Genomic DNA, 24,670 nt, shown 5'->3' on the forward strand with positions numbered 1-24,670 from the left:
GCGTCGCGGCGCGCCCTTTAAAGCCACATGCTTGATTGAGAGAAACCCTCAATCCGATTCCTGAATAGTCGCCGATGCCTGGATTCCCTGAACGCCCGAGACAACGATATCCTCGTCGATGACGGATAGCGCCCGGTTCAGATGTCCTTCGAAGACGAGGATCTGCTCGTCGGCCACTACCCTGATCTCGGGCATGCCTTCCATGCGCACGATATGCGACTGCCCGAGCCCCTCTTCGATCCCTTGCTGAAGAAGGTCGTAATAACGCGTGCCCGGCCCGGTGATGGCGATCGGCATGCGCTCCGTCAGGCTCAGCATGCGCGACAGCCCGTTGCCGAGCGCCAGTCCCGCCTGGCGGAAGGCGAAGGCGGGGACCCGCTGGCCCTGGCGCGCCTTTGCGGCAATCTTGTCCAGTTCCGCCACCGGCACGAACTTTGCCGGGATCGTATCGAGCGGCACCTCGAAGGCGCTGCGCAGGATCGCGTAGAAACCGGCATAGGCCTCGATGCAGCCACGCGTGCCGCAGCGACAGAGCCCGCCATTGGCCATGTGCAGCATGTGCCCGAAATTGGGTGCCGATATCTCCTGGCCTGTCTGGTTCCCGCGCCTGACGATGCCGAGCCCGACGCTGTGGCCGAGCGAAAGGGCGGCGAGCGAGCGGAAATCGGCGCCCTTCACGATCTCTTCACGCGCGCCGAGCGCGGCTGCAACCAGCAGCGTCTCGTTGTCGAGGATCACCTTGGCCTGCCATTCCGGCCGGAGTGCTGATTCGAAATCGATCTGCTCGCTGCCGAAGATCGGTGACCATACGAGAACCGGCTCGGTCGAATTAACCAGTCCCTTGCTGCTGATCGAGATCAGCAGCACCTTTTCTTGGCTGATCTTCGAACGATCGAGAATCCGCAAAAGCCCGGCCCGCACCGCCGCGACGAAGCGGACGGCACCTGCCGGATCATGCGAACGCTCCTCGCTGAAGCGATCGATCAGCTTGCCGGCATAATCGACCAGCGAATATTGCACGGCATCCGAGGAGATGATGACGACGATGAGATAGCCGCAATCGCGCCGCTGGCGCAGCAGCACACGCGGCCGGCCGCGGCCGCTTGCCGGCTGCTGTTCCGATTTTTCGATGATCTGGGCTTTTTCCAGCTCAGTGGTGATCGCCGAAATGGTGGCCGACGAAAGCCTGGTGAAATCGGATATTTCAGTATGCGCGAGCGCACCGTGGCGACGCAGCACGGACAGCACGAGCACGCTGTTTCTCTGCCGGACCAGCTCCGTGCTCGACTTGGTCAGCATGAATGCCGCCCTCTCCTCCTGCTTGCTCTTCCCTTTGTTTTCCACTGCATCTCCAGCCGGTGTTTCGCAAGGAAATTAAGCTGGCAGTGCAGTGTTGACAGTTGAAAAAATCTCTGACACTAAATTTCTCGACTGTCGAGAAAAAAATCCGAACCTTTCTGGACAGGCTTATCGCGGTGGCCGGAGGAAGCATGGGCTGGGCCGGTCGCAACTCACTCGGGAGGACATTATGAAGTCTATTTTGAAACTGATGGCGGGTGCCGCCATTCTCGTTTCCGTGCATACTGCCGCCATGGCCGCCGATCTCGTCGTCGGCGTTTCCTGGTCGAATTTCCAGGAAGAACGCTGGAAGACCGACGAAGCCGCCATCAAGAAGGCTCTCGAAGCCAAGGGCGCCAAGTATATTTCCGCTGACGCGCAGTCTTCTGCCGCCAAGCAGCTGACCGACGTCGAATCGCTGATTTCGCAGGGCGCCAATGCGCTGATCATTCTCGCACAGGATTCCGACGCCATCGCCCCGGCGATCGAAAAGGCCGCCGCCGAAGGCATCCCTGTCGTCGGCTACGACCGCCTGATCGAAAACCCGGCCGCTTTCTACATCACCTTCGACAACAAGGAAGTCGGCCGCCTGCAGGCTGAAGGCGTCTTCAAGGCCAAGCCGGAAGGCAACTACGTCTTCATCAAGGGCTCGTCTTCCGATCCGAACGCCGACTTCCTGTTCTCGGGCCAGCAGGAAGTGCTGAAGGCCGCGATCGACGCCGGCAAGATCAAGAATGTCGGCGAAGCCTATACCGACGGCTGGCTGCCGGAGAACGCTCAGCGTAACATGGAGCAGTTCCTGACCGCCAACAACAACAAGGTTGACGCCGTCGTCGCCTCAAACGACGGCACTGCCGGCGGCGCGATCGCAGCGCTCGACGCCCAGGGCCTCGCCGGCTCCGTTCCGGTTTCCGGCCAGGATGGCGACAAGGCAGCACTCAACCGCATCGCGCTCGGCACGCAGACGGTTTCTGTCTGGAAGGACAGCCGCGAACTCGGCCAGCGCGCCGCCGAAATCGCTCTCGACCTCGCCGGCGGCAAGGACATGAGCAAGATCGACGGCGCCCTGGCTTTCAAGGGCGGCCCGAAGGGCGTGGAAATGCAGTCAGTCTTCCTGAAGCCGCTTGCAATCACCAAGGAGAATCTGAACCTCGTCATCGACGCCGGCTGGATCTCCAAGGCTGAAGCCTGCCAGGGCGTGAAGGCCGACACAGTCGCTGCCTGCAAGTAAGCAAGCTCTGCACTGAAATTGCCGGCGCCGCAGCGGAACACCGTTGCGGCGCCGGATGCGGATGAGAATTCGATCGACGAAATTTCTCCGCCTCGCCGCGCCATCGCGGGTTTTCATTCCCTGCCGGAAGCGTCGCGACGCCACGCGACCCAGTTTCCGGAAGCTCCGCGATGGCCAGTTGAAGAACAGACGCATGACGCCGCAGTTTCTGGCACGCCGGCGCATCCGTCCAAACAAAAGTTGGGGAACGGCAAACCCATGGCCGAAATGGTAAAATCAACGACATCAAGCGGGCCGCGAACGGCGGAAGCCAGTCCGGTGACCCGCTTCTTCCGCGCCACCGAGATCGACACGCGTCTGCTCGGCATGATCGGCGCGCTCATCATCATCTGGATCGGCTTCCACATCATCACCGGCGGCCTCTTCCTGACCCCGCGCAATCTCTGGAACCTCTCGGTTCAGACGACCGATATCGCCATTATGACCACGGGCATGGTGCTGATCATCGTCACCCGCAACATCGACCTTTCCGTGGGATCCGTGCTCGGCCTCTGCGGCATGATCATGGGCGTGACGCAGTCCAAGATCCTGCCGGAATATATCGGCTTCGACAGTCCCTTCACCTGGGCGATCACGCTGCTGGTCGGCGTGGCGGCAGGCTGCCTGATCGGCGCCTTCCAGGGCATTATCATCGCCTTCCTCAACGTCCCCTCCTTCATCGTCACCCTCGGCGGACTGCTCGTCTGGCGTGGCGCCACCTGGCTCGTCACCAGCGGCCAGACGGTTGCCCCCATGGACCAGACCTTCCGCATTATGGGCGGCGGCGCCGAGGGCTCGATCGGCGCTACCTGGAGCTGGATTGTCGGCATCGCCGCCTGCCTCTTCGTCGTAGCCAGCATCGTCGGCTCGCGCCGGCAGCGCCGCCGCTTCGGCTTTCCGCGCCGGCCGATGTGGGCTGAATATTTCCTCGCCACCTTGAGCTGCGTGCTGATCCTCGGCGCCGTTTGGGTCGCCAACAGCTATTACTGGCCAATCAACATCGCCAAGAAATATGCCGAGACCAACAATATTCCCTGGCCCGAAACCGGCCTGGATATTCCCTACGGCATCGCCGTGCCGGTGCTGATCGCAATCGTCGTCGGCATCATCATGACCTTCATCGCGACGAGGCTGCGTTTCGGCCGCTACGTCTTCGCGATCGGCGGCAACCCCGAGGCGGCCGAGCTCGCCGGCATCAAGACGCGCTGGGTCACCGTGCGCATCTTCGCGCTGATGGGCATTCTTGCTGCCATTGCAGCGGCGATCTCCACCGCCCGCCTCAACGCCGCAACGAACTCGCAGGGTACGCTCGACGAGCTCTACACCATCGCCGCCGCCGTCATCGGCGGGACGTCGCTGGCAGGCGGCACCGGCACCATCGCCGGCGCCATGCTCGGCGCGCTCGTCATGCAGTCCCTGCAATCGGGCATGGTTCTCGCGCATGTCGACACGCCGCTGCAGAGCGTCGTCGTCGGCACCGTCCTCGTCGTGGCGGTCTGGCTCGACACCGTCTACCGCGCCCGTGCCAAGTGAGAGGAGCCCAAGACATGGCTGATCAACGCACTCCCCTCGTGGAACTGAAAAACATCTCGATCTCCTTCGGCGGCATTCACGCCGTGGACAATGCCTCTGTGGATCTCTACCCCGGCGAAGTCGTGGCCCTGCTCGGCCACAACGGCGCCGGCAAATCGACGCTGATCAAAATCCTCTCCGGCGCTTACAAGCGCGATGGCGGCGAGATCCTGATCAACGGCGAACCGGCCGACATCCGCAATCCGCGCGACGCCAAGAAATACGGCATTGAGACGATCTACCAGACGCTCGCCGTCGCCGACAATGTCGACGCCGCCGCCAACCTCTATCTCGGCCGCGAGCTGAAGACCCGCTGGGGCACGCTCGACGACGTCGCGATGGAAGCCTCGGCCCGCGAGGTGATGGGGCGGCTCAACCCCAACTTCAAGCGCTTCAAGGAGCCGGTGAAGGCGCTTTCGGGCGGCCAGCGGCAATCGGTGGCGATCGCCCGTGCGATCCTCTTCAACGCCCGCATCCTGATCATGGACGAGCCGACGGCAGCGCTCGGCCCCCAGGAGACGGCGCAGGTGGGCGAGCTCATCAAGCAGCTGAAGAAGGAAGGCATCGGCATCTTCCTCATCAGCCACGACATCCACGACGTCTTCGACCTCGCCGACCGCGTCTCGGTGATGAAGAACGGCCAGGTCGTCGGCCACGCCCGCACCGAGGATGTGACCAAGGACGAAGTCCTCGGCATGATCATCCTCGGCAAGGTGCCGCCGAAAGCCATCCCCGGCCCCGGCGCCATGCAGATCTGACTGCCGCCAAACGACAGCCCGCAACAATCACGCTCCGCCGCCCGCAAGGCCGGCGGAGTTTTTATGCAACGGTCCCAGGCTGACGGATAAAAACACCCTGGAAAGCGCAAGCACCCGTATTTCTGAGAATTTCCCGATTGAAGCCAGCCGCAAGCTAGGCTAAGAACCACCCATCGGACAGGCGATTCAAACCGCCTTAGGCATGCACCCGTAGCTCAGCTGGATAGAGTGTTGGATTCCGATTCCAAAGGTCACAGGTTCGAATCCTGTCGGGTGCGCCATTTCACCGGCGAGGATTCGAACTCGTATGGGCGAAAGGGCCTTCCGATTCCTGCGAACGTCTGTTTCGCCCAAAACTGGTCAGTCGGTTGTCTGGAGCGATCCGAAGGAAATTCGCCGAAATTGGACGCCAATCTGATCAATGAGCGCTCGGTCTTAAATCCAAGTAGGCCCGCATGCGCTCCGCGATATGGAATACGATCGTCCCGACTCGAATAGGGCGAGATCGTTTGAGCCAACTTAGTCGATCACCGTCGCGAAAAGTTCGAGCACCAATTCCATTCCCAGGTTCGGCCTGCATCAGCGGAGAACGCCCGGCTATAAATCGGGGCGTTCGGGTCGCGCTTATCCCAATGGAATTTCACGATAACGTCTTTGCCGGCGACAACCTCACGGCCAAAGAATTCACCTTCGTCGCCGTCGAACGAGCCAACCTTTCCGCCGTCGAGTTTCACTGCGTTGCTGTCAGCCCAGTAGATCGTCCACAGACGCGTCTGCGGATCGAATAATCGCACGGTGAGGCCTTCGAATGGCTTTCCGTCAAATTCCGTATGGAAAATGTCGAAATTGCCCAGCCCCAGCAATACGGGGCGGAGTTCCTGGGTCGCGTCAAATTCCTCCCATTCGTCGCTGCCGGCCAGCTGTTCTTTCAATGTACGATTTCTGATGTTCCACTTACCTATCAAATAGTCGAAATCATTTTTCGAGGAAGTCTCGCTCGCCGTTATCGCGAGTTGCCCATCTGACGAAATAGAGAACGAACGCATGCATATGCCTCTTTTGGATGGCTTTGCGCCAGCACTCGGACATGAGTGTCGGGTCGATGACTACTGCGCGGGTCGCATTTCGGATCGCGCTGCCACTTCGACCCGAGGCAAACCTCGTCGTCCGCCGACTTTGTCATCCTAGCCCGCAAACGCGCGCGCCGAAGGTCGGTTCCGCTCGACCGATAAAAAAGCGAACAGGCCAACGGTCCCAGATGCCCAGAAAGCCGCAATCAAGGTTCTATCGGAAAAACAATGATGTAGCAGTTCTCAGTTTCATCTCGTCCGGTGCGCCAGTTCTCCATTGTCCATTCCCGACACATAGGTAACGGAACGTACCTAAGACATAGGTAACACTTTTGAGCCGAAAGGGTTCGGCAGTGGTTCCAATCTACTTGGCGTATTTCTCGGGCCGTCTCGCGCTATCGTGAATCAGAAATTTCATCCCTCGGAGAACGGCAGTCCGTCGGCAACGGAGGCCAAAATCGGGGTAGCTTTTCAGCGATTCGCACTCAGATTGGATGTCGGTCGCATTCCGCTTGTTGCGAACAAGGTAGACCCACTTGGCGTCGTCGGCAGGTTCTATCGGACTGCAAGCTCACGTGCAGGCGAGGAAGTTTTTCCAGTATGGCCGCCGCGTGCCCCACCGGCCATCACGAGAGCAGCTCAACTGACCTCCTCGAGCCCTTCGTGAAAGCATCGTGCAGGAAGCAGCGTGGCTTGGCGAAGACCGCAGTCTCATCAATGCGGTCGCTCCCCTCGTCCTTGTCCAGCTGCCGCCGATCCTATTGCTTTTCGGTCGATCTCAGCACCCCTACAAGGATTCGACCGTCGGTGAAGTACGGATCGCCGCCGCCGTTGCGACCATTTTTTGTCGCACCGACGCCCGTGCGCTCGTAGGTCATGGAGATCTCTCCGGCGGCCTTGAGGTCGCCGATCACCAGTTCGCGCTCGGCATCGAGATCGGGGCCGATATGGTGGGTGATCTGCCCGGTGTCGTGGCTGACACCGACGCCGCGGTCGAAGCTGGCGGAGCCCAGCCACAGCGGCTGGCCGTCGGCGCCGACGGTCGCCGTGCGCCAGAGGCGTATGTGGTGGCGCTCGTCCGCGCTACGCCCGACAGGCTTTTCGAAAGCCAGATCCTGCTTCCGGCCGTCGAAGAACAGCGGGCTGACGGGTGCATCGAGATCCGGCCGATCAAGCGCCACGCTCAGGCCGATTTCAACCGAGGAGAGCAACGTTATCCTGTCGGCGGGATCCCAGCCCGAGGCGGCGAAGGCCTTGATCACCTGCTGCTTCGGGCCGACGACCCCGACGTTGATCGGGTCGCCCGGAATGTCGTCGTCGGTCGTGGTGACCATCCGGCTGAGATCGGCAACGGTGCTCCGGTCGCGGAAGATCCAAAGCTCCGGCATGACCAGGTAGCAGACGAGCAGATACGCCAGGAGGACGGCGGCAAGAACGCCCGCAGCCGACTTCCATCTGCCTCGACTGCTTCCCCCCCTGTTCCATTGCAATGTGCCGCTCCCGACTTCAGTAGCAGGGCGGATACGGATAGTAGCCGCAAGGGGGGTGATAGTAGTATGGCGCGGAGGCCGCCGCGGCACCGATGGCCGCGCCCGTCGCGACCGCAGCGCCGTAGCGGGCCGCCGGGTGCGCATACCACCCCCCGTGGAAGCCGACCGCACCCACGCCAACCACGCCGACGCGCCCCATTCCGGCGCGCGCCACGAACATGTCGATGAAAAGCGAAGCCGGGCCATTGGCCTTTGCGAGTTCGCCCTCGAGAACCTGGACGTCAAAGGTCAGCGTGCCGCCATCCAGCTTTGGCTTGGTCAGGACCACGACCGCGTCTTCGACAGCGATGCCATCGCTGCTCATGACCGAGATCGTCGCGTTCGGCGGGTCGACCGCGAAGCTGTCCTTGCCCTCGTCCCATTCCTTGATGAACTCGGTCGTGAGCACATGTCCGGCCGATCGTACGGGACGGTCGGCGAACACGATGGAGTTCGGGGTGACGCCCGTCATCGTCAGCTTGCCATCGACCAGCGTCGCCCCGCCGGAATTGAGGACGGCGAGCGACGGCACCATCTTCGTGGCCGTGGTCGCTCCAATGGTCTTGGCGGCGGGTGCCGTGATCGCGTCTTCGGCCTGCGCCGCTCCTGCGAACGACACGAGGCAGGCTACGGCGAGAGTGCCAATCCGTATATGGCGTTTCATGGAGAATTCTCCTTTTTGCTACTTCACGAGACCGAGGTTCACGAGCTGGACGCGCCGATTGTCGGCGGCCTGCGGGTTCGACGGATCCACGAGCCACTCCTCGCCGACGCCGATCGCGAACAGACGATCCGGGGCGATGGCGAAGGTCGTCGACAGCGCCTCCGTGATTGCGTTCGCCCGCTTCTGGCTGAGGTCCAGATTGTGCTTGGCGTCGCCCGTCGAGCTCGTGTGTCCGACGACAAGGAACTTGTAGCGCCGCAGGTTCGGATGATGCAGGGCGTCGGCGATCATGCCGACGGTGCGGTAGGATTTCGGTTCGATGGCGATGGAGTCGTTCTCGAAGTCGATCTCGACGATGAGCTGCGACAGCTTCGAAAGTTTCTGCCAGTCGGGAAGCGCGGCGACGCCCTTGCCTGCACTCGCCGCCGCTTCTTCCATAAGCAATGCGAGGTCGACGGCCGGAGCTCCGCCCTGCAATCTGTCGAGCGTGCGCACCACCTGCGAACCGCTCAGTTCTTGTGCGAACGGGTGGCCGGGTGCCAGCAGCAGTCCGGCGGCAAATATCGTTGCAAGTCGAAAGCTCTTCATGATCCTGTGTCCCTTCAACATCGTTTCACCGCCAGCCGGCGTCGATGATGGCCTGGCCGCACTGGCCTTCGTTCACGCGCGTCGCCTTGTTCAGGCAGGAAAGAATGTTTCCCTCGCCCACCACGCCGCTGCAGAACTGCGCGACGTAGTGCTTGCAGATCGCGGTGAACGACGATTGGGCGGCAAGGCGCTGCTCGATCGAGGCGGTGACGCTCGCCAGTGTCGAAGTGCAAGTCGGCGAGACTTTTGCGGCATGGGATTCGAGGCAGTTCTGGATGCGGCCGCTCCCGAGGTTCAGGCCCTTGCAGAACTTCTTGATGTCGGATCCGCAGTCGTTGGCGAGCGTGCTCACCGCGTCGGCGAAGCTGATGGTGTCGGCACGGGCCGCACCGCTGAGCGCCAGGAACGCGACCAGCGCCCCTCCTAACAGTCTGGTTCTCGTCGACATGCTACCCCCATAGTGAACGATTGATCGTCGGAGAAACTCTCCGCACGCATCTGGTGCGCTTTCGGGGGTGAGAAGGGAAGTATGTTACGGTTACACGGACCGTAGGAGACGGCGTTCAACGCGTCGCCGCAGCGATGGATGTGGAAGCTACTCGCTGCGCTCTGGCGGCCGATCCTCCATCGCCTTCCCGAAGCGATCCAGTTCGAGCGAGTAGCAGAAGAGTCCGAACAGCGTCGCCGCGACATACAGGCTCTTCACGAACGCTTGGGCGAATGGCGGAAAGGCGTCGAGTTCCGGCAGATGCCTGAAGAAAATGGCCGAAAAGAGCGCGCCGCCGAAGAAGAAGCTCACCCGGCTGGCGAAGAAGAGCAGATGCGCCGCAAAGACACTGTGAAACGGCGACGTGACCGGCACCCATTTCAACCGTGTCCAGTAACAGCAATGGAGCAGTGCGGTGCTGGCAACAATCCCGACCTGGTCTGAGAGAGCGAGCATCTGCTGCTCCCCGAGGTGGGTGACCAAGCCATGAAAGATGGGAAACACGATCCAGAACAGGGTCAGGGCCGCGGCGGTCTGAGCTGCGAGGAGAGCCAGGTAGATCCATGGTGCCGACGGCCCTGATCTTGACGTCAAGCTCCGCCTCCCCCAGTCCTGCTGATCGTTGCTATGGCGCATGAGCCAGAAGGCTCAAGGCGCCGTGGCTGATGCCGGCGGCGCACTCATGCTTCCGGCCGATGCCGATCCGACGTACCAGTCGGATCGGCATTGGAGTTCATCGCATATTCTAGCGTCACTCGACCGGTTCGAACTCGCCTGGCTTCCAGGTCTTGTCGAACCATGGCTCAAGGGGCCCATAGAGGCGAAGAAGTACGTTCCAACCCTTGCCGGGCACTGTCTGGACCCAGTTGGCCTCATGGCCTTTCGGCGCCGTCGGACCGAACCAGACGTCGACCGACGAGTCCGCGTTGATCACGATGTCTTTCTTGTCGCTTCCGATGCTGGGGAATTGCCGATCCGTCTGCAACATCGAACGCGTCTGGTTGTCATACGCCACAAACGACCAGAATTCCTTTGCGGGAATGTTTGGCGGCAGGTGAATTTTATAGGTCTTGCCGCCGTCGAACGGCTTGCCGTCCTTGTCGGTCGTGGCGCCGGCATATTGCGAACCGATGCCAACGCGCTTTATCGCCATCGCCGGCGTGATCCCCGTCGCGTAGTAGTGGAACAGGACGCGGGCATCCAGATAGCGAACGCCGGGCTGCAGCAGAAACTCGTAGCTGCCGCCGACAAAGCCGGTGAACCAGGCACTGTTCGGATAATAATAGGCGTCCTTCATTCGCGTCTTGAAGGTGATGGTGCGCGCCGTCGCATTGCCGACGGCCACGGCTTCGGTGAGGATCTTCTTCATCCGCGCATCTGGCGCGAAGGGCTTGCCCTTTACGATGCCGATAGCGGCGAGCTGTCCCAGCACCTCCGGATGATAGGCTTCGTTTGGCTCGTACTGAACGATGTCGTTCACTTCCTCGTAGAAATGGAAATTATTGGCATGGATCGTGTTGAACTCCTTGCCTGAGACGTTGACGATCTTCATCGGCGGCGGATTGCCGGCTTCCGAAAGCGGATAGACTTTGGCGAATTTCCTGGTGTTTTCGACTGCCGTCGTCGTGCTGCCGTTTTCGAGGAAGCCGCGCCAGAAGAACAGGTTCCCGTAGGTCGAGGACCGCAATACGTGATAACCCTCGGGGACCACGCCGTCGTAGCCCGGCGGCAAGAGCAGGTATTTTCCACCCTTGCCCTTGTCCGGGCCGGCATTGCCGACATCGCCGACATATTCGAACCAGTGGTTGTCGATCATGCCGAGGATGTTGGGCGGCGTTTCGATGACCAGCGGACCCGCCTTAGTGTCGAGCCACATGAGATTGTAGATGCTTTCGGTGTTGCCGGTCAGGAACAGCGAATGCGAATCCATGAGATTTTCGAATATCAGAATGGTTTGGTTGTTGTCGGCGCCCTGGCCGGCCAGTCCAACCCGAAGGGCTTCGACCGAAGCGCCGGGCATGGCATTGAGAAAAGCATCGACGCCGCGCATGAAATCGAGATTGTCATAGATCTTCTCCGAAGTGGCGTCGTCCGGAAAGCCGTCAAAAAAATTCAGCTTGCCAATCCTGGTGTCGACGCTCTCCGGCGTGACGATCGAATCCGGTATCGGCGTGGACATCTTCGTCTTCGGTGCTTCGGCGTATGCGGCCCCCCAGCCCATCAGTAGCACCGCAGCAGTAGCGTAAACCTGTCTCGTCGCGCGTTTCATTGCTTTCTCCTTGTCGACCGCCCCGTCGGTCGTTTTTCATGAGGTCGCCAATCTGTGTGCATTCGGCGGCGCGAAAGGAAGTATGTTACGGTTACACGGCCGTAGCTTGCGGCGGACCGCAGCCGGACTCCGCCTAGAACTTCACCGCCAGTCGCGTGAAGACGCCGTGCTGGGTGGCGTCGTACTGGAAGCCACCGTCCTCGTAGTCGGTGTAGAGGGCCTTGTAGCCGAAAGACGAAGCGAGGCTGTCCGTCCAGTTGTAGCCGACCGTCGCGGTGCCCTGCAGCGTGATGTCGGAAGCGACGCCGAAGCCGCCGACGTCGGCCATGACGTCCACGAACCATTTGTTGGTGATATCATAATGCATGGTGAGCCCGACGATGGGATCGGCCCAGCTTTGCGAACCGCTGCGGTCGATCGCCGGAAAGAACACGGGATCGATCCCGAGTTCCACCTTGTTGTGCTGGTAGCGAAGTCCGCCTGTCGCGTAGAGCTGCATGTTCGCCACGTTGATCGGCAGCTCGTAGCCGACAAGGGCCGTCGCCACGATCTGCGTCTGCTCGAAGTCGGCCGTTCCGCCGAAGGGGCCGAAGTCGGCGTCGGTCGAAATCTTGGCCCACATGACATCCGTATAGAGAAGCCAGCTATCGCCTGCTGCTTGAAAGGATCCTGCGAACACGCCGTCCAGATCCTCGAGCACGTCCAGAGGCGAGACGTCGACCGCCGCCGCCGGGAGACCGCGCACGCCGATGTCGCCATTCAAACCTGCCAGCCAGCCGTCGATCGTGACCTGGAACTTCCATCCGCTGTCGGCGATAACCGATCGAGGTCCCGACATGTCTGCGGCGGCCGCGGGTGCCGCCGCCAGGGCCAGAGCCAACCCGCAATAGACGCTTTTCATTTCAATCATGCAGCAGCCCCGATCTTTCATGGCTCCGGCGATCGCCGGAAATGATTCCCTGCGAAAGGGATAACCGATCACGCCGGAAGCACCCGTATGTTACCGTATCCGATTGTCCCCGCAGACTATTGGCGTGACCATTTCTGCGACTCGCAGACGACCTTCATCACGCAGCCTTTGAGGGTGACCGTGTCGCCGGAAACGCTGATGGTGCCGTTGTAGGTCTTCTTCGCGTCGGGATCGGTGATCTTGCCGGAATAGCTGCCGCCGCTGCCTTCGAACGCGCCGATCTTCTCGCCGGTATGCTTGCCGCTCTTCAGCGTGATGCAGAAACCGCCGCCGCACGGCTCGATCGCGGCGGTGTCGCCGAGCGTCGTCTTCCAGTTTCCGACGATCGGCTCGGCTGCGCTCGCCAGTCCGGTCGACATCAGCAGCGCTGTGACGGAGATCAGGATGGGTTTCACGGTAAGGTCCTCGCATGGCTGGCCCGCCACCGGGCCGATGACCGAATGGACCACACATGCGCCGCCGACCGCAAGAAACTCACGGTGTGTTACTGTAACCTACATGGTGCCGGCCCGGTTCTGTGTCATCTTTACGACGACGACGCGATATGCGCCCCCCGCGTCGCCTGGCCGGGAGCCGATGCAATGGAATACGACACGGAGTTCGCCAAGCGCAGGTTTCCCGAGCAGACGCTTGAGATCGAAGCGCTTGCCTCCCGCAGTGAAAGCTTCCGGGAACTGTGCAACGACTTTTCCATCGCCGACCAGCTCGTGCGGGACTGGAAGTCGTCTACGGCTCCGGAGCGGGATGCACGTTATGCCGAGGCGCTGGAACTCATGGACGGCCTCGCCGCGGAAATCCACACCATGCTGGACTTTGCCAAGGTCGTTCCATTCCCAGCCGCCCGATAAAGTCGCGATCTCGCCGTCGTGGCGGCACGGGGGCTACAGAAAAGGAACAACATGCCTCGACCGATGGCGATCGTCCTCATCCTCCCGGTCGCCGTTATCGTGGCGGCTTTGACAGCCTGGAGTTCCCTCGCCCTATGGTATCGCCTACCCCTGCCTGATGGCGGGCGGGCGATCGGCACTGGCGTCTTCCTCGTCTACGGTCTCTTCACTGTGGCGGCGCTTGCCAGCCGGCAGCGCATCAGAGCCCTCCTTTCGTTCGCGGCCGTCTTCGCGCTGGTTCTCTTGTGGTGGAACTCGATCAAGCCGGAAGCCGACGCCGCATGGGCGCCGGATGTCGCCCGCCAGGTCACGGGTCGTGTCGAGGGAAATTCGCTGACCTTGACCGATGTCCGGGACTTCGAGTGGCGAAGCAATTCCGACTTTACGGAGCGCTGGACGACGCGAACCTACGATGTCAGCAAGGTTAGGACGGTCGACCTGTTCATGTCATACTGGGCGGGGCCGAAGATCGCGCATGTCATCTTCAGCTTTGGCTTCGAAGGCGGCGAACAGCTCGCCTGGTCGATCGAGGTGCGCCACAAGGTCGGGGGCGGGTTTTCTCCCCTTGCCGATCTCTTCAAGAACGACCCGCTGGTGGTTGTTGCGGCGGACGAACGTGACGTCGTCGGCGTCCGCTCCAACGTGCGTGGTGAGGACGTCCAAATCTACCGGCTGAGAGCCAGTCCCGAGCAGGCGCGCAACCTGCTGCTCGAGTACGTCGCGGAGGCAAATGCGCTCGCCCGGACCCCACAGTTCTACAACTCGATCACGACGAACTGCACGACGACCGTCGCCAAGCTAATGCGGGTCGCAGGAGACAAGGTGCCGTTCGACTGGCGGCTGATCGTCAACGGTTATCTTCCCGACTACGCCTATGACCGGGGAGCCGTCGACACGTCGATGCCGCTCGACCGCCTGCGGGAGATTGCCAAGATCGACGTGCGGGCGCGGGCGGATGGATTGTCGCCCGACTTCTCGAAGGCGATCCGTCTCGGCGTGCCCTTCCCGGTCGTCGTCGCTAGGCCGTAACGTACAGTAACATACGAAGGGAATCGCGATGATTGAGGCATGGTCCGGCCAATCAGGAATTCGCTAGGCGAAGTTTCGATTATGCCCTTAACCAGGACCGCACTCATGAACCTCATCAAGTACATTCAAAACCTCGCGACGGCTGCGGCCATCCTGATGATGGTGGCCGCACCAATGCTCGCTCCGACCTCGGCCGAAGCCCGCCGTGCGGTGGTCGGCTGCGGAGCCAGAGGATGTGCGGCCGTTGGCAATCGCGGCGCCGTCGTGGTCCCTCGCGCGCCCGTCAGGCGCGGCGTCGTCGTCGTGAATCCTCGCCGCTATTGGCCCGCCGGGGGTGCGATCGCGGCTGGAGCCGCCATCGGCTTCATCGCGGGCGCCGCGGCGGCCTCGGTCGCCGGGACGCCGCCGAAGTCCGGCATGTGCTGGTACTATACCGATAGCACCAAGAAGACGGGTTTCTGGGACGTCTGCCCACGATAGCGCTCGATGATCGCCGTGAGCATCGAGCACGGCGAATCGATTTCAACAGGGGACTTGAGCTTGTTTGCTTCGTTGACTGCTGGTCGTATCCGGCGACTTCTTCCATGCCTCGCGCTGGTCGTGCTTGCTGGCTGCGGCGGACATCCGAAGGGCGTGCTGTCCCCCGTTGCGGACACCGCGCCGGGTACCAGTCGCGTCGACATGCTCGTCGCGACCACGCGCGCCCGATCGACTGTTCCGGGCGAGATGTTTACGGGCGAGCGCGCCCGGACGCCGTCCTTTGCGCAGATGAGGGTTTCACTGCCCAAGGTCCGCAAGGAGGGCGACGTCGCTTGGCCAAGGAAGCTGCCTTCCAATCCGAAGACCGACTTCGCCACGCTGAAGGCCGATGAGCTCAGTCTCGAGGGTGCGAAAGACTGGCTGAACGCCTCGGTCAAAAGGAACCGCGACCAAAGCGTCCTGGTCTTCATCCATGGCTTCAACAACCGCTTCGAGGATAGCGTCTACCGCTTCGCTCAGATCGTCCACGATTCCAATGTCCACAGCACGCCGGTCCTCGTGACCTGGCCATCGCGCGGCAGCCTGCTCGCCTACGGTTATGACCGCGAGAGCACCAACTATACGCGCAACGCGCTCGAGACGCTGTTCCAGTATCTCGCCAAAGACGGGACCGTGAAGGAAGTCAACGTGCTGGCCCACTCGATGGGCAACTGGCTGGCGCTGGAAGCGCTCCGGCAGATGGCGATCCGCAATGACGGTCTTCCGGCGAAGTTCAAGAACGTCATGCTGGCCGCTCCGGACGTCGACGTGGACGTCTTCCGGTCTCAGATCGAGGACATGGGCGACCCTCATCCGCAGTTCACGCTCTTCGTCTCGCAAGACGACAAGGCGCTTGCCTTCTCGCGGCGGGTCTGGGGCAACATCCCGCGGCTCGGTTCGATCGATCCGGAAACCGCGCCGTACAAGGCCGAACTCGCCGACTACAAGATCTCGGTGATCGATCTGACCAAGATCAAGGTCAGCGACGACCTCAATCACAGCAAGTTCGCGGAATCGCCGCAAGTCGTCCAGCTCATCGGCGCGCGGCTGTCCGAAGGGCAGACGCTGACCGACAGCCGGGTCGGCCTCGGCGACACGATCCTTGCAGGGACGACGCATGTGGCGGCGGCGGCCGGAAGCGCCGCGGGCCTCGTACTGACCGCCCCCGTCGCCGTGCTCGACGCCGATACTCGCAGCAACTACGCCAATCATGTCGGCGGTCTGACCGGACAAGACGGTGACACGCAGAAGATCGCGGTCAAGAACTGCGCTGCGATGCCGGCCGACCCGGCGTGCCGGAAGCAACGATAGCAGGAGGCGCCCGCTTGAGTTCGGCCACGCCTGGCACGCTCTTCGTCATGCCCGTTCATCGCCGTCATCGTCCCCAACCGGTTGCCCGGCCCATGGCGATCCACCTTGAAACTTCTTTCAGGTAGACGAAGGGCTCCTCGGGGGTTAGGTTGCATAAGGGGATTTTAATACAAGCTTTAACTGTCGCGCATCTGTGTGACGAGGGGAAGGATGCAATGCAGACCTCGGTGCCTTTGCCTGACGATCAGGCCGAGCGCCCCTGTCCGACCCATGAGGAGGTCAGGGCGCAGCTTGAACGGATTCTGTCGAGCCGCGAGTTTCCCAGCGCCGGACGCGGCGCTGCCTTCCTGAAATATGTCACCGAGGAGACGCTTGCAGGCCGGGCACAGCGTCTCAAGGCGTATTCGATCGCCATCGAAGTGTTCAACCGAAGCGCAGGCTTCTCTCAGGAGGATCCGGTCGTCCGCATCGAGGCCGGACGTCTTCGCCGGGTCATCGAACGCTACTATCTCGTTGCAGGCCAACGCGATCCGATCCGCATCGACATCCCTAAGGGCGGCTACGTGCCGACCTTTACGTGGAATGACGCGCCGACAAAAGCGACCGGGGATGCGCCGATCGAAGAGGTCGTCGAGCCCCGGGTTTTCGCGTGGCGGCGACGCGCCTGGCCCATGCTGGCCGCGCTCGTGGCATTCGTCTGCGCGGCGCTTGGCTACTACGCGGGAGTTCTGACGGGGCCGGCCACCGGTCGTTCCGCCGGGCAGGTTCCGGGCGAGCCGACCCTTGTAATCGCACCTTTCGCGGATCTTGGCGACGGCCCCCAGGCTGCACGCTATGCCGCCGGGCTGACCGAGGAGCTTCTAACCGCCCTTCCCCGCTTCAAGGAGATCACCGTCTTCGGCCGCGAGACATCGAAGGCACTGCCTCCAGGCGTCCAGGCGTCTCAGGTGCGCGAGGGACTTGGCGCGCACTACCTTCTCGCGGGCGGGGTCCGCGTCGCGGGCGACAAGATCCGCGTGACCGTGCGTCTCCTCGACACCTCCGAAGGATCCATCCTGTGGTCGCAGCACTACGACGAGAACCTGGACACGCACGAGCTCTTCGTTATTCAGACGGATGTCGCGAGCAAGGTGGCGACGGCGATCGCCCAGCCTTACGGCATCATCGCGAAATCGTTGGCGGCCAACCCGCCGCCGGACGATGTCGGCGTCCATGACTGCACGCTGCGCTTCTACGCCTACCGCGAGGAGCTGAACCCGGAAACGCATCTGATCGCGCGCGACTGTCTTCAGAACGCCGTGGCGCGTTTCCCAGGCTACGCGACCGCTTGGTCGATGCTCTCGTTCATCCATCTCGACGAGGGCCGGTTCGAGTTCAATCCACAGAGTGACAAGGGTCCTGCGATGGAGCGAGCGCTGGGTTCGGCGCGGCGGGCGGTCTCGCTCGAACCCGACAACACGCGCGCCCTGCAGGCGCTCATGACGGCTCTATTCTTCAACAACGAGACGAAAGAAGCCTTCGAAGTCGGCGAAGCGGCGCTCGTCGCCAACCCGAACGACACGGAGTTCCTCGGGGAACTCGGAACGCGCGTCGCGTTCTCGGGGCAATGGAAGCGCGGCGCGGAACTGCTGGATCGTGCGATCGAGCTCAATCCGGGCGGCGCCGGATATTACTTCGGGACACGCGCGCTGATCGCCTGCATGCTCGACGATCATGAGGTGGCGGTGCGGCTGATCCGTAAAGCCGACCTGCAGAAATTTCCGCTCTTCCATGGCGTTGCGGCGGTCATCTACTCCGAGGCGGGGCTGTTGGCGGAAGCGAAGCGCGAGGGCGAGGTGTTCATGAACATGCGCCCCGACTATCTGCCCAACATCGTGGTCGAGAACCGGAAGAGAAACCTGTCGCCGAAGGACAGCATGCGCATGATCGCAGCGCTTCGACGGGCTGGACTGCCAGTGCCGAGCGCGACTGACATCGAAGCCGAGTTCCGGGTCTCCGACGCTTCATACGGCCCGTGAAGCCCGTACGCTACAGTAACATACGTTTCTTCTTCCCGCTCGTTCCGCCATTCTCCCGGCGCATGACCCGAGGCTCGCCGCCAGCCTCGGCATCGGATGGAGACAGAGCAAATGGCCAAGACCGCATCGACCCGCACCCTGCCGCTGAAGAGGTCCCTGACGCTCGCCGTCGCCGCGACCCTCGGCTTGGGGGCGCCGGCCTATGGTCAGGATTCCAGCTCCGATCTCGCCAAGAAGCTTTCGAACCCGATCGCCTCGCTCATCAGCGTTCCCTTCCAGTTGAATTATGACCATGGCTACGGTCCGCTCGATGGCGACAAGGCGACGCTGAACATCCAGCCCGTGATCCCCTTCTCGCTGAACGCAGACTGGAATCTGATCTCCCGCACGATCCTTCCCGTGACCTACCAGAACGACATCGCCGGGCAATCCGGGTCGCAGTTCGGTCTCGGCGACGTCGTTCAGAGCTTCTTCCTGTCGCCTGCCAAGCCGACCGATGGCGGCCTGATCTGGGGGGCGGGACCTGTCTTCCTGATCCCGACCGCGACGGACGATCTGCTCGGCGGCGAGAAATGGGGCGCAGGGCCGACCATCGTCGCGCTGAAGCAGGACGGCCCCTGGACCTATGGCGTACTGGCCAACCACATCTGGTCGTTCGCCGGCAACGAGGATCGCAACGACATCAGCAGCACGTACATGCAGCCATTCCTCTCCTACACGACGCCGACTGCCTGGACGTTCGCACTGAACACGGAATCCACATACGACTGGAAGGCGCACGATTGGTCGGTGCCGATCAATCTGACCGTCTCCAAGCTGGTCAAGGTGAACGAGCAGCCGATCAGCCTGACGGCCGGACTTCGATACTGGGCGGCGGCTCCTGACGACGGCCCCGAAGGGCTCGGCGTCCGGGTCGGGCTGACCTTCCTGTTTCCGAAGTAGGCGCATAACACCGCCTTTGGTTGGGACCGCTCGATGTCCGCAGCCGCATGACCCCTTCTCCTGCCACCTGCGCGTGCCTGATCGCACGCCGCGAACCGAAAGGACGTTCAAATGCTTACGAAACGCGATCTACTCCGCTCTGCTACGATGGCCGCACTCGTCGCCGCAACGGCGAAGTCCACCCCGGTGCTTGCGCAGAACAAGGCCGAATGGCCCAGTCTGCTGGAGGCCAAGGACATCGCTGAAGAAGGCTTCATCTACGGCCTGCCGCTGGTGATGAACTATGCGGTGATGAACGAGTTCGCCGTGGACAGGAACTCCGGACAGTTCAAGGCGCCGTTCAACGAGATCAACAACATGCATCAGGTCGCCAGCCCGGCGGACACGGCAATCATCACGCCGAACAGCGACACGCCCTACTCGATCCTTTGGCTGGACTTGCGTGCTGAGCCGATGGTCATCTCGGTACCGACGGTCGAGAAGGAACGCTATTACTCGGTCCAGCTCATCGACGGCAACACCTACAATTTCGGCTATATCGGCTCGCGCGCTACGGGAACAGAGCCGGGCTCCTATCTCGTGGTCGGACCCGACTGGAATGGGGAGGAGCCCGACGGCATTAAGCAGGTCTTCACCTCGAGCACTCCGTTCGTATTCGCGAACTTCCGGACCCAGCTTATCGACGCCGAAGATATGGCGAACGTGGAAAAAGTGCAGGCCGGCTACAAGGCGCAACCGCTTTCAGCCTTCCTCAAGCAACCCGCCCCGCCCGCTGCACCGACGATCGAGTTCTTTCCCGCCACCACAGCCGGCATCAAGAAAAACTTCTTCGAATATCTCGACGTGGCTCTGCAGTTCGTCCCGGAGACGTCAAGGGACAAGGAGATCCGAGCGAAGCTTGCAAGGATCGGCATTGGTCCTGGCAAGACCTTCGAGTTCAACGATCTGCCGCTCGAACACAAGGCCGAGTTGCTGATCGGGATGAAACAGGGGGATGGCAAGGTCGACAAGTGGCTGACCAGCGGAAACAAAAACATCAACGGCTGGAACGTTGGCGCGTTCTTTGGCGACGAGGCCTTCTACGACGGCGATTGGTTGATGCGCGCTGGTGCCGCCAAGGCCGGCCTCTATGCCAACGATGCAGTCGAGGCGATGTACCCTTATACCCGGACGGACTCGACCGGTGAGCCGCTCGACGGCAGCAAGCACAAGTACGTACTGACCTTCCCGCCCGGCCAGTCGCCACCAGTGAATTCTTTCTGGTCCGTGACCATGTACGACGGCAAGAGCCAGTTCCTGGTCAAGAACCCGATCAATCGCTACCTCATCAACTCTCCGATGTTGCCGGGGATGAAGAAGAACGCGGACGGCTCGCTCACCCTCTATATCCAGAAAGACAGCCCCGGAGCGGACAAGGAAGCCAACTGGCTTCCGGCCCCGGACGGCACGATCTATCTGGTGATGCGCCTGTACTGGCCGAAGACGGAAGCGCCTTCGATCCTGCCTGCGGGTAAAGGAACGTGGCAGCCGCCCGGCGTGATGCGGGTTTCGTAGAAGACGCTGAACGCGGACTGGAACCTGCTCCGCGCCGGCGGGCTCGACAAGGCGCTCCACGAGCTCGGAGCGCCGCAACCGGCTGGACGTCGACCTGAAGTCGGACTAGAGACCGGTCTTCTCAGTCGAAAAACAGCCGGAAGGGGACAAGTGTATGAAATGGATCGGGCTATTTCTGGCCCTGACGATGTCCGCCTCTGCTCACGCTCAGGAGGCTCCACGACCCCAGAAGGTCGACGATCTCGTGCGGCTGCTGCAGGATCCGGAGGTTCGGTCATGGCTGGAGAAAGCGCCCGGCCCGTCGTCGATAGCCGTCGAGGAAGTGGACGCCGGGCTGGCGACATGGGAGGCGGCCACACGGAGCCGGATTGATGGCGTCGTTCAGGTAATTCCAAGGATTCCCGGCGAGTTCATGGCGGCAGCCTCTCGCACGAGGGCGGACGCCCTGTCCCACGGAAAGCTGCCGGTGTTCGTCGTCTTCCTTGGGCTGACGGCGGTCGGACTTCTCGCCGAGCGGATGTTCGCGCGGTCGAGACGACGCGCTGAAGGACTGCAGGAACGCCTGCTGGCGATCGGCGTCTTCGCGGTGGCCATGGGCGCGGTCTTCTTCGCATTCGACTGGCCCGCCCTTCCACGCATCGTCCTCCTCGTGTCGCTGCTGGCGCTCGTCGCCTACCGAACGATCTCCGCGCTTCTCGATGCGGCGGTGCTGGCGTCTTCCGTCCGCAGGCGGGCGAAGGTCTTTGCGGGAGTTGCCGTAGTCGCGGTTGCCGCCGCAAGTCTTGGCCCGCCCTTGTCGATCGACCCGGCGGCTACGGAGGCGATCTCGTTCTGCTTTTCGATCGCCCTCCTCGCTTTGGCCGTCGAGGGCGCCGTCTCCTCGTCCGGGAGGACCCTTGCCACGCGCATATCGCTATGCCTTGCCTTCGTCGTCATCTGGGCGCTCTGGTGCGTCGGTCTGCACGGCCTGTTCTGGCTGGGCGTCTACGCGATGGCCCTGCCCACGGTGCTGCGCTTCACCGGTCGGGCGGCGGCCGAAGCGTTTCCTTCCGAACCTGACAGCATGAAGCGCGTCCTGCTTGCCCGTGGCAGCCGTGCCGTCGTAGTGGTGGCGGCTGCTGCATGGCTAGCCCTCGTCTGGCGGTTTGATCCGAACTCCCTGGTCCACAACAATCATGTCGTGGCCGCGGTGTCCTACGGACTTCTGAAGAGCGTGGTTGTTCTACTACTCGCCGATCTCGCGTGGCATCTCGCTAGGTCGTGGATAGACAGACGGCTCACCGTTTCGTCCGGTGTCGCAGGCGATGCATCTCAGGCGGCCCGGCAGGGCCGGCTTCGGACGCTCCTGCCGATCTTCCGGAACATGCTCGCCGTCATAGTGGCGGTTGTCGCCGGCCTGATCGTGCTCGCGGAACTCGGCGTCCAGATCGGGCCGCTGATTGCGGGCGCCGGTATTTTCGGCGTCGCGCTCGGCTTCGGATCGCAGACGCTGGTGAAGGACGTCGTCAGCGGAATCTTCTACCTGCTTGATGACGCCTTTCGTGTAGGTGAATACATCCAGGCGAAGAGCTACAAGGGAACCGTCGAGGGATTCAGCCTCCGGTCGGTGCGGCTGCGTCATCACCGCGGCCCGGTGTTCACCGTTCCGTTCGGCGAGCTCGGCGCCGTCGAGAACATGAGCCGCGACTGGGTGATCGACAAGTTTCGGGTGAACGTGAGCTACGACGCGGACATCGAGAAGGCGCGCAAGCTCGCGAAGAAGATCGGGGAGGAGCTGAAGGCCGATCCGGAACTCGGGCCACTGTTCATCGAGCCGCTGAAGATGAAAGGCGTCGAGGAGTTCGGCGACTACGGCATCGTCCTCAGCTTCGCGATGACGACGGTGCCGGGCATGCAGACCTATATCCGGCGCAAGGCATACGCGAAGATCCGCGAGGCGTTCAAGGCAAACGGCATCGATTTCGCGACGCCTTCGGTTCAAGTCGGCGGCGATGCCAGGGACAGCGCAGCGGCGGCCGCGACGGCGCTCCGGACGGAGCAGGACAAGGGGGTGGCGGAGGAGGGTTAGTTGGCATGATTGTGGCAGGGAACGACGTCCGCCCTCGGGACTGGCGTCTACCTCGAGAGACCGTCGTCCTGAATGTCTCACGTCACGGTCCGCCCGGCACTGAGGGCTTCGCCAAGCGAGTTATCAAATAGTAATACAATATTGCGGAACTTAAAACTGGCGCCGTCGTTGTGCCATCATGTCTGAAACGTATAAAACAACCGCAGCAGGAATCATCGAGCGCGATACCTTGAAGCGCTTGGGACCACATTTGCGTGGCCTACCAGAGTTCGCATTGCCCGCCGACTCCGAAGACGTTTTCGGCGACTTCCTGAAAAAACTAGACGCTGTTGCCAGAGAGAACCAGGCACCAGGCATTGAGGTTGGAAGCAAAATAGGCTCGCCGAGTTTGTCAGCTTAAATCGTAAAACCTGGTGGCAAAGTCGAGCTGGTGAGCGACAACTCTGATGTCGCTCGGATAACGCGAACCGATGCCGGGATCCTTGCGGCGATCTCGGGAATGCGCTCAACAAGTACTCGCTTTGTATCGCTGCGACGGCTGGGCGGCATGAGCGCGGCGGATGGCGTCGCGGGCTACCCGGACACGCCGAATTCGCGGAAGCGGTACTATTGGCCCAGCTCTTGACGATCGCGCCAGGCAAAATTGGAGGTCCGTTTGGCGATCAGCCATTTGCCGTCGCGACGGACATATTCATCATGGTAGGTGACGCCGCTGGTGTTCTTGATCTTCTTTCCGGCTTCATCCGCAATGAGGACCACCAGGCAATAGGCTGTTCCAGTCGCGGTATCCCCATTCAGCTCGACCGTCTGCTGACCGTTGATGTGATAGACGGTCTCGAAGTTGGCGAGGTAGCCAGCAAAGGCATCGCCAATCTCCTTGCGGCCCTTGAAGGATGAACCCGGTTGGCCGCTGGATACGCTAGAAACAGTCGCATCCTCGGTGAACAACAGGAGCTGGGCGGTGACATCCTTTGTGTCCGCCAGATTGGAGAACGTGTCGACGAGGGTCTTCAAGGCTGCTCCGTCTTCGAGTGCCTGCAGTTTCTGCTCAATGGTAGAAGTGCTCATCGTCTGCGCCTCCGGTTCTAAGGGCGAGAGGATCAGCGCCAGCCCCAGAGAAAGTCCGGCGAGCAGATGACGATGCCACCCTCCTTGCAATCGGCGGGCTTTATATTTGTCAAAACTGTCTCTCCATCGATATGATCGCGAGCTTTTCCACCTGCCTGGAGCGCCGGCATGCAGTCAGTCTGTTGGCGGCAGGGCGTCCAACCTGGCGGAAACAGTTTCCAGAGTTCGTTTCTCCTGGTCTGCTGCGAGCGAAAACCCACGACGGACGGTAGCTTCGGGCGCGTGGGCTTCGACCACGCCCATGCTATTGCCGAGGCCGTAACCGCCGTGGGTGACGAAGGGGACGACAGACCTACCCGTCAGATCATGCGCCAGAAGGAACGAGCGGATCACCGGCGGAGCAGTCATCCCCCAGATTGGAAACCCCAGGAAGATCTCTTCATAGAACCGAATGTCGGCGACGATTTGCTTGAGCGGTGGCCGATAAGCGGATTCCGTCTCTGCGGCGGCCTGCGCGACGGTCGCCTGGTAGTCTTCCGGATAGGGCGTGGCTGGGTTGATTTCGAAGAGCGTCGCATTGCGGGCTCGCCGGATCTGATTGGCGATCACACGCGTGTTCCCGGTTCGGGAAAAGTACGCGACCAACGATCGAGGAGGCTGGCGTTCTGCGAGAGCCTGCACCTTGGGAAAGACCACTCCGGCGGCGCTCAGAAACATTATTTGCAGAAGGGCGCGTTTGGGGATTGTGGGGATCACTCT

23 protein-coding genes and 1 tRNA gene are annotated in these 24,670 nt (G+C 61.8%); 12 read left to right on the plus strand and 12 right to left on the minus strand.

Annotated features, from left to right (window positions below; translation table 11 throughout):
- Positions 1-48: 48 nt before the first annotated feature.
- The gene (locus tag RlegSU303_RS16965; protein WP_131629801.1) at positions 49-1,299 is read right to left on the minus strand and encodes an ROK family transcriptional regulator; all 1,251 of its coding nucleotides are present in this window, start codon (positions 1,297-1,299) and stop codon (positions 49-51) included.
- 229 nt (positions 1,300-1,528) lie between these two features.
- Here RlegSU303_RS16965 and xylF point away from each other — a divergent pair, with 229 nt between their 5' ends.
- The 4 genes from xylF to RlegSU303_RS16985 all read left to right on the plus strand — a co-directional run bounded on the left by xylF (position 1,529) and on the right by RlegSU303_RS16985 (position 5,219).
- On the plus strand, positions 1,529-2,569 hold the full coding sequence (gene xylF, locus RlegSU303_RS16970; protein ID WP_131619602.1) for a D-xylose ABC transporter substrate-binding protein: 1,041 nt from the start codon (positions 1,529-1,531) through the stop codon (positions 2,567-2,569).
- A gap of 258 nt (positions 2,570-2,827) precedes the next feature.
- Positions 2,828-4,141, plus strand: coding sequence for a sugar ABC transporter permease (locus tag RlegSU303_RS16975; RefSeq protein WP_131629754.1), 1,314 nt, complete (start codon positions 2,828-2,830; stop codon positions 4,139-4,141).
- Positions 4,142-4,155: 14 nt separating this feature from the next.
- On the plus strand, positions 4,156-4,938 hold the full coding sequence (locus RlegSU303_RS16980; RefSeq protein WP_003542059.1) for an ATP-binding cassette domain-containing protein: 783 nt from the start codon (positions 4,156-4,158) through the stop codon (positions 4,936-4,938).
- A gap of 204 nt (positions 4,939-5,142) precedes the next feature.
- Positions 5,143-5,219 (plus strand) — tRNA-Arg (locus RlegSU303_RS16985).
- 246 nt (positions 5,220-5,465) lie between these two features.
- Here the strand turns inward: RlegSU303_RS16985 and RlegSU303_RS16990 are convergent.
- The 9 genes from RlegSU303_RS16990 to RlegSU303_RS17030 all read right to left on the minus strand — a co-directional run bounded on the left by RlegSU303_RS16990 (position 5,466) and on the right by RlegSU303_RS17030 (position 12,874).
- Positions 5,466-5,984 carry a hypothetical protein gene (locus RlegSU303_RS16990; protein ID WP_231283226.1) on the minus strand — a complete coding sequence of 173 codons (519 nt, stop codon included), beginning with the start codon at positions 5,982-5,984 and terminating at the stop codon, positions 5,466-5,468.
- Positions 5,985-6,766: 782 nt separating this feature from the next.
- Positions 6,767-7,498: an LssY C-terminal domain-containing protein gene (locus tag RlegSU303_RS16995; protein WP_017961617.1), complete on the minus strand. Its 732-nt coding sequence runs from the start codon at positions 7,496-7,498 to the stop codon at positions 6,767-6,769.
- Between the two features lie 16 nt (positions 7,499-7,514).
- Positions 7,515-8,201, minus strand: coding sequence for a hypothetical protein (locus RlegSU303_RS17000; RefSeq protein ID WP_017961618.1), 687 nt, complete (start codon positions 8,199-8,201; stop codon positions 7,515-7,517).
- Positions 8,202-8,219: 18 nt separating this feature from the next.
- Positions 8,220-8,789 (minus strand): OmpA family protein, encoded by a 570-nt coding sequence (locus RlegSU303_RS17005; RefSeq protein ID WP_017961619.1) that lies wholly within the window; start codon positions 8,787-8,789, stop codon positions 8,220-8,222.
- 25 nt (positions 8,790-8,814) lie between these two features.
- Positions 8,815-9,237, minus strand: coding sequence for a cysteine rich repeat-containing protein (locus RlegSU303_RS17010; RefSeq protein WP_017961620.1), 423 nt, complete (start codon positions 9,235-9,237; stop codon positions 8,815-8,817).
- Positions 9,238-9,384: 147 nt separating this feature from the next.
- Entirely contained in the window at positions 9,385-9,870 is a 486-nt protein-coding gene (locus RlegSU303_RS17015; protein WP_017961621.1) for a hypothetical protein, read from the minus strand.
- A 157-nt stretch (positions 9,871-10,027) separates the two neighbouring features.
- Positions 10,028-11,545: a DUF1254 domain-containing protein gene (locus RlegSU303_RS17020; protein WP_017961622.1), complete on the minus strand. Its 1,518-nt coding sequence runs from the start codon at positions 11,543-11,545 to the stop codon at positions 10,028-10,030.
- Positions 11,546-11,678: 133 nt separating this feature from the next.
- Entirely contained in the window at positions 11,679-12,455 is a 777-nt protein-coding gene (locus tag RlegSU303_RS17025) for a hypothetical protein (protein WP_026158813.1), read from the minus strand.
- A 116-nt stretch (positions 12,456-12,571) separates the two neighbouring features.
- Entirely contained in the window at positions 12,572-12,874 is a 303-nt protein-coding gene (locus RlegSU303_RS17030) for a DUF2147 domain-containing protein (RefSeq protein WP_051077434.1), read from the minus strand.
- Between the two features lie 222 nt (positions 12,875-13,096).
- Here RlegSU303_RS17030 and RlegSU303_RS17035 point away from each other — a divergent pair, with 222 nt between their 5' ends.
- The 8 genes from RlegSU303_RS17035 (at position 13,097) to RlegSU303_RS17070 (ending at position 22,843) form a co-directional block, all read left to right on the plus strand.
- Positions 13,097-13,363: a hypothetical protein gene (locus RlegSU303_RS17035; RefSeq protein ID WP_026158814.1), complete on the plus strand. Its 267-nt coding sequence runs from the start codon at positions 13,097-13,099 to the stop codon at positions 13,361-13,363.
- Between the two features lie 51 nt (positions 13,364-13,414).
- A complete protein-coding gene (locus RlegSU303_RS17040; protein ID WP_131619601.1) occupies positions 13,415-14,431 on the plus strand; it encodes an Lnb N-terminal periplasmic domain-containing protein in 1,017 nt (338 codons plus the stop codon).
- 105 nt (positions 14,432-14,536) lie between these two features.
- Positions 14,537-14,911, plus strand: a complete 375-nt coding sequence (locus RlegSU303_RS17045; RefSeq protein WP_017961627.1) for a hypothetical protein — start codon at positions 14,537-14,539, stop codon at positions 14,909-14,911.
- A gap of 72 nt (positions 14,912-14,983) precedes the next feature.
- Complete coding sequence (locus RlegSU303_RS17050) at positions 14,984-16,261, plus strand: alpha/beta hydrolase (protein WP_051077435.1); 1,278 nt, start codon at positions 14,984-14,986, stop codon at positions 16,259-16,261.
- A 215-nt stretch (positions 16,262-16,476) separates the two neighbouring features.
- Positions 16,477-18,279 (plus strand): adenylate cyclase, encoded by a 1,803-nt coding sequence (locus RlegSU303_RS17055; protein WP_131719265.1) that lies wholly within the window; start codon positions 16,477-16,479, stop codon positions 18,277-18,279.
- A 111-nt stretch (positions 18,280-18,390) separates the two neighbouring features.
- On the plus strand, positions 18,391-19,221 hold the full coding sequence (locus RlegSU303_RS17060; protein ID WP_017961630.1) for a hypothetical protein: 831 nt from the start codon (positions 18,391-18,393) through the stop codon (positions 19,219-19,221).
- Positions 19,222-19,332: 111 nt separating this feature from the next.
- Positions 19,333-20,775 (plus strand): DUF1254 domain-containing protein, encoded by a 1,443-nt coding sequence (locus RlegSU303_RS17065; RefSeq protein ID WP_168276624.1) that lies wholly within the window; start codon positions 19,333-19,335, stop codon positions 20,773-20,775.
- 154 nt (positions 20,776-20,929) lie between these two features.
- Positions 20,930-22,843, plus strand: a complete 1,914-nt coding sequence (locus RlegSU303_RS17070) for a mechanosensitive ion channel family protein (RefSeq protein ID WP_131719263.1) — start codon at positions 20,930-20,932, stop codon at positions 22,841-22,843.
- Positions 22,844-23,449: 606 nt separating this feature from the next.
- Here RlegSU303_RS17070 and RlegSU303_RS17075 read toward each other — a convergent pair.
- Together RlegSU303_RS17075 and RlegSU303_RS17080 are read right to left on the minus strand one after the other, a co-directional pair.
- Positions 23,450-24,001: a nuclear transport factor 2 family protein gene (locus tag RlegSU303_RS17075; RefSeq protein WP_231283228.1), complete on the minus strand. Its 552-nt coding sequence runs from the start codon at positions 23,999-24,001 to the stop codon at positions 23,450-23,452.
- Positions 24,002-24,085: 84 nt separating this feature from the next.
- On the minus strand, positions 24,086-24,667 hold the full coding sequence (locus RlegSU303_RS17080; RefSeq protein ID WP_231283229.1) for a flavodoxin: 582 nt from the start codon (positions 24,665-24,667) through the stop codon (positions 24,086-24,088).
- Positions 24,668-24,670 lie beyond the last annotated feature (3 nt).

The organism is Rhizobium sp. SU303 (assembly GCF_021052345.1).
In the GTDB taxonomy this organism is placed as follows: domain Bacteria; phylum Pseudomonadota; class Alphaproteobacteria; order Rhizobiales; family Rhizobiaceae; genus Rhizobium; species Rhizobium laguerreae.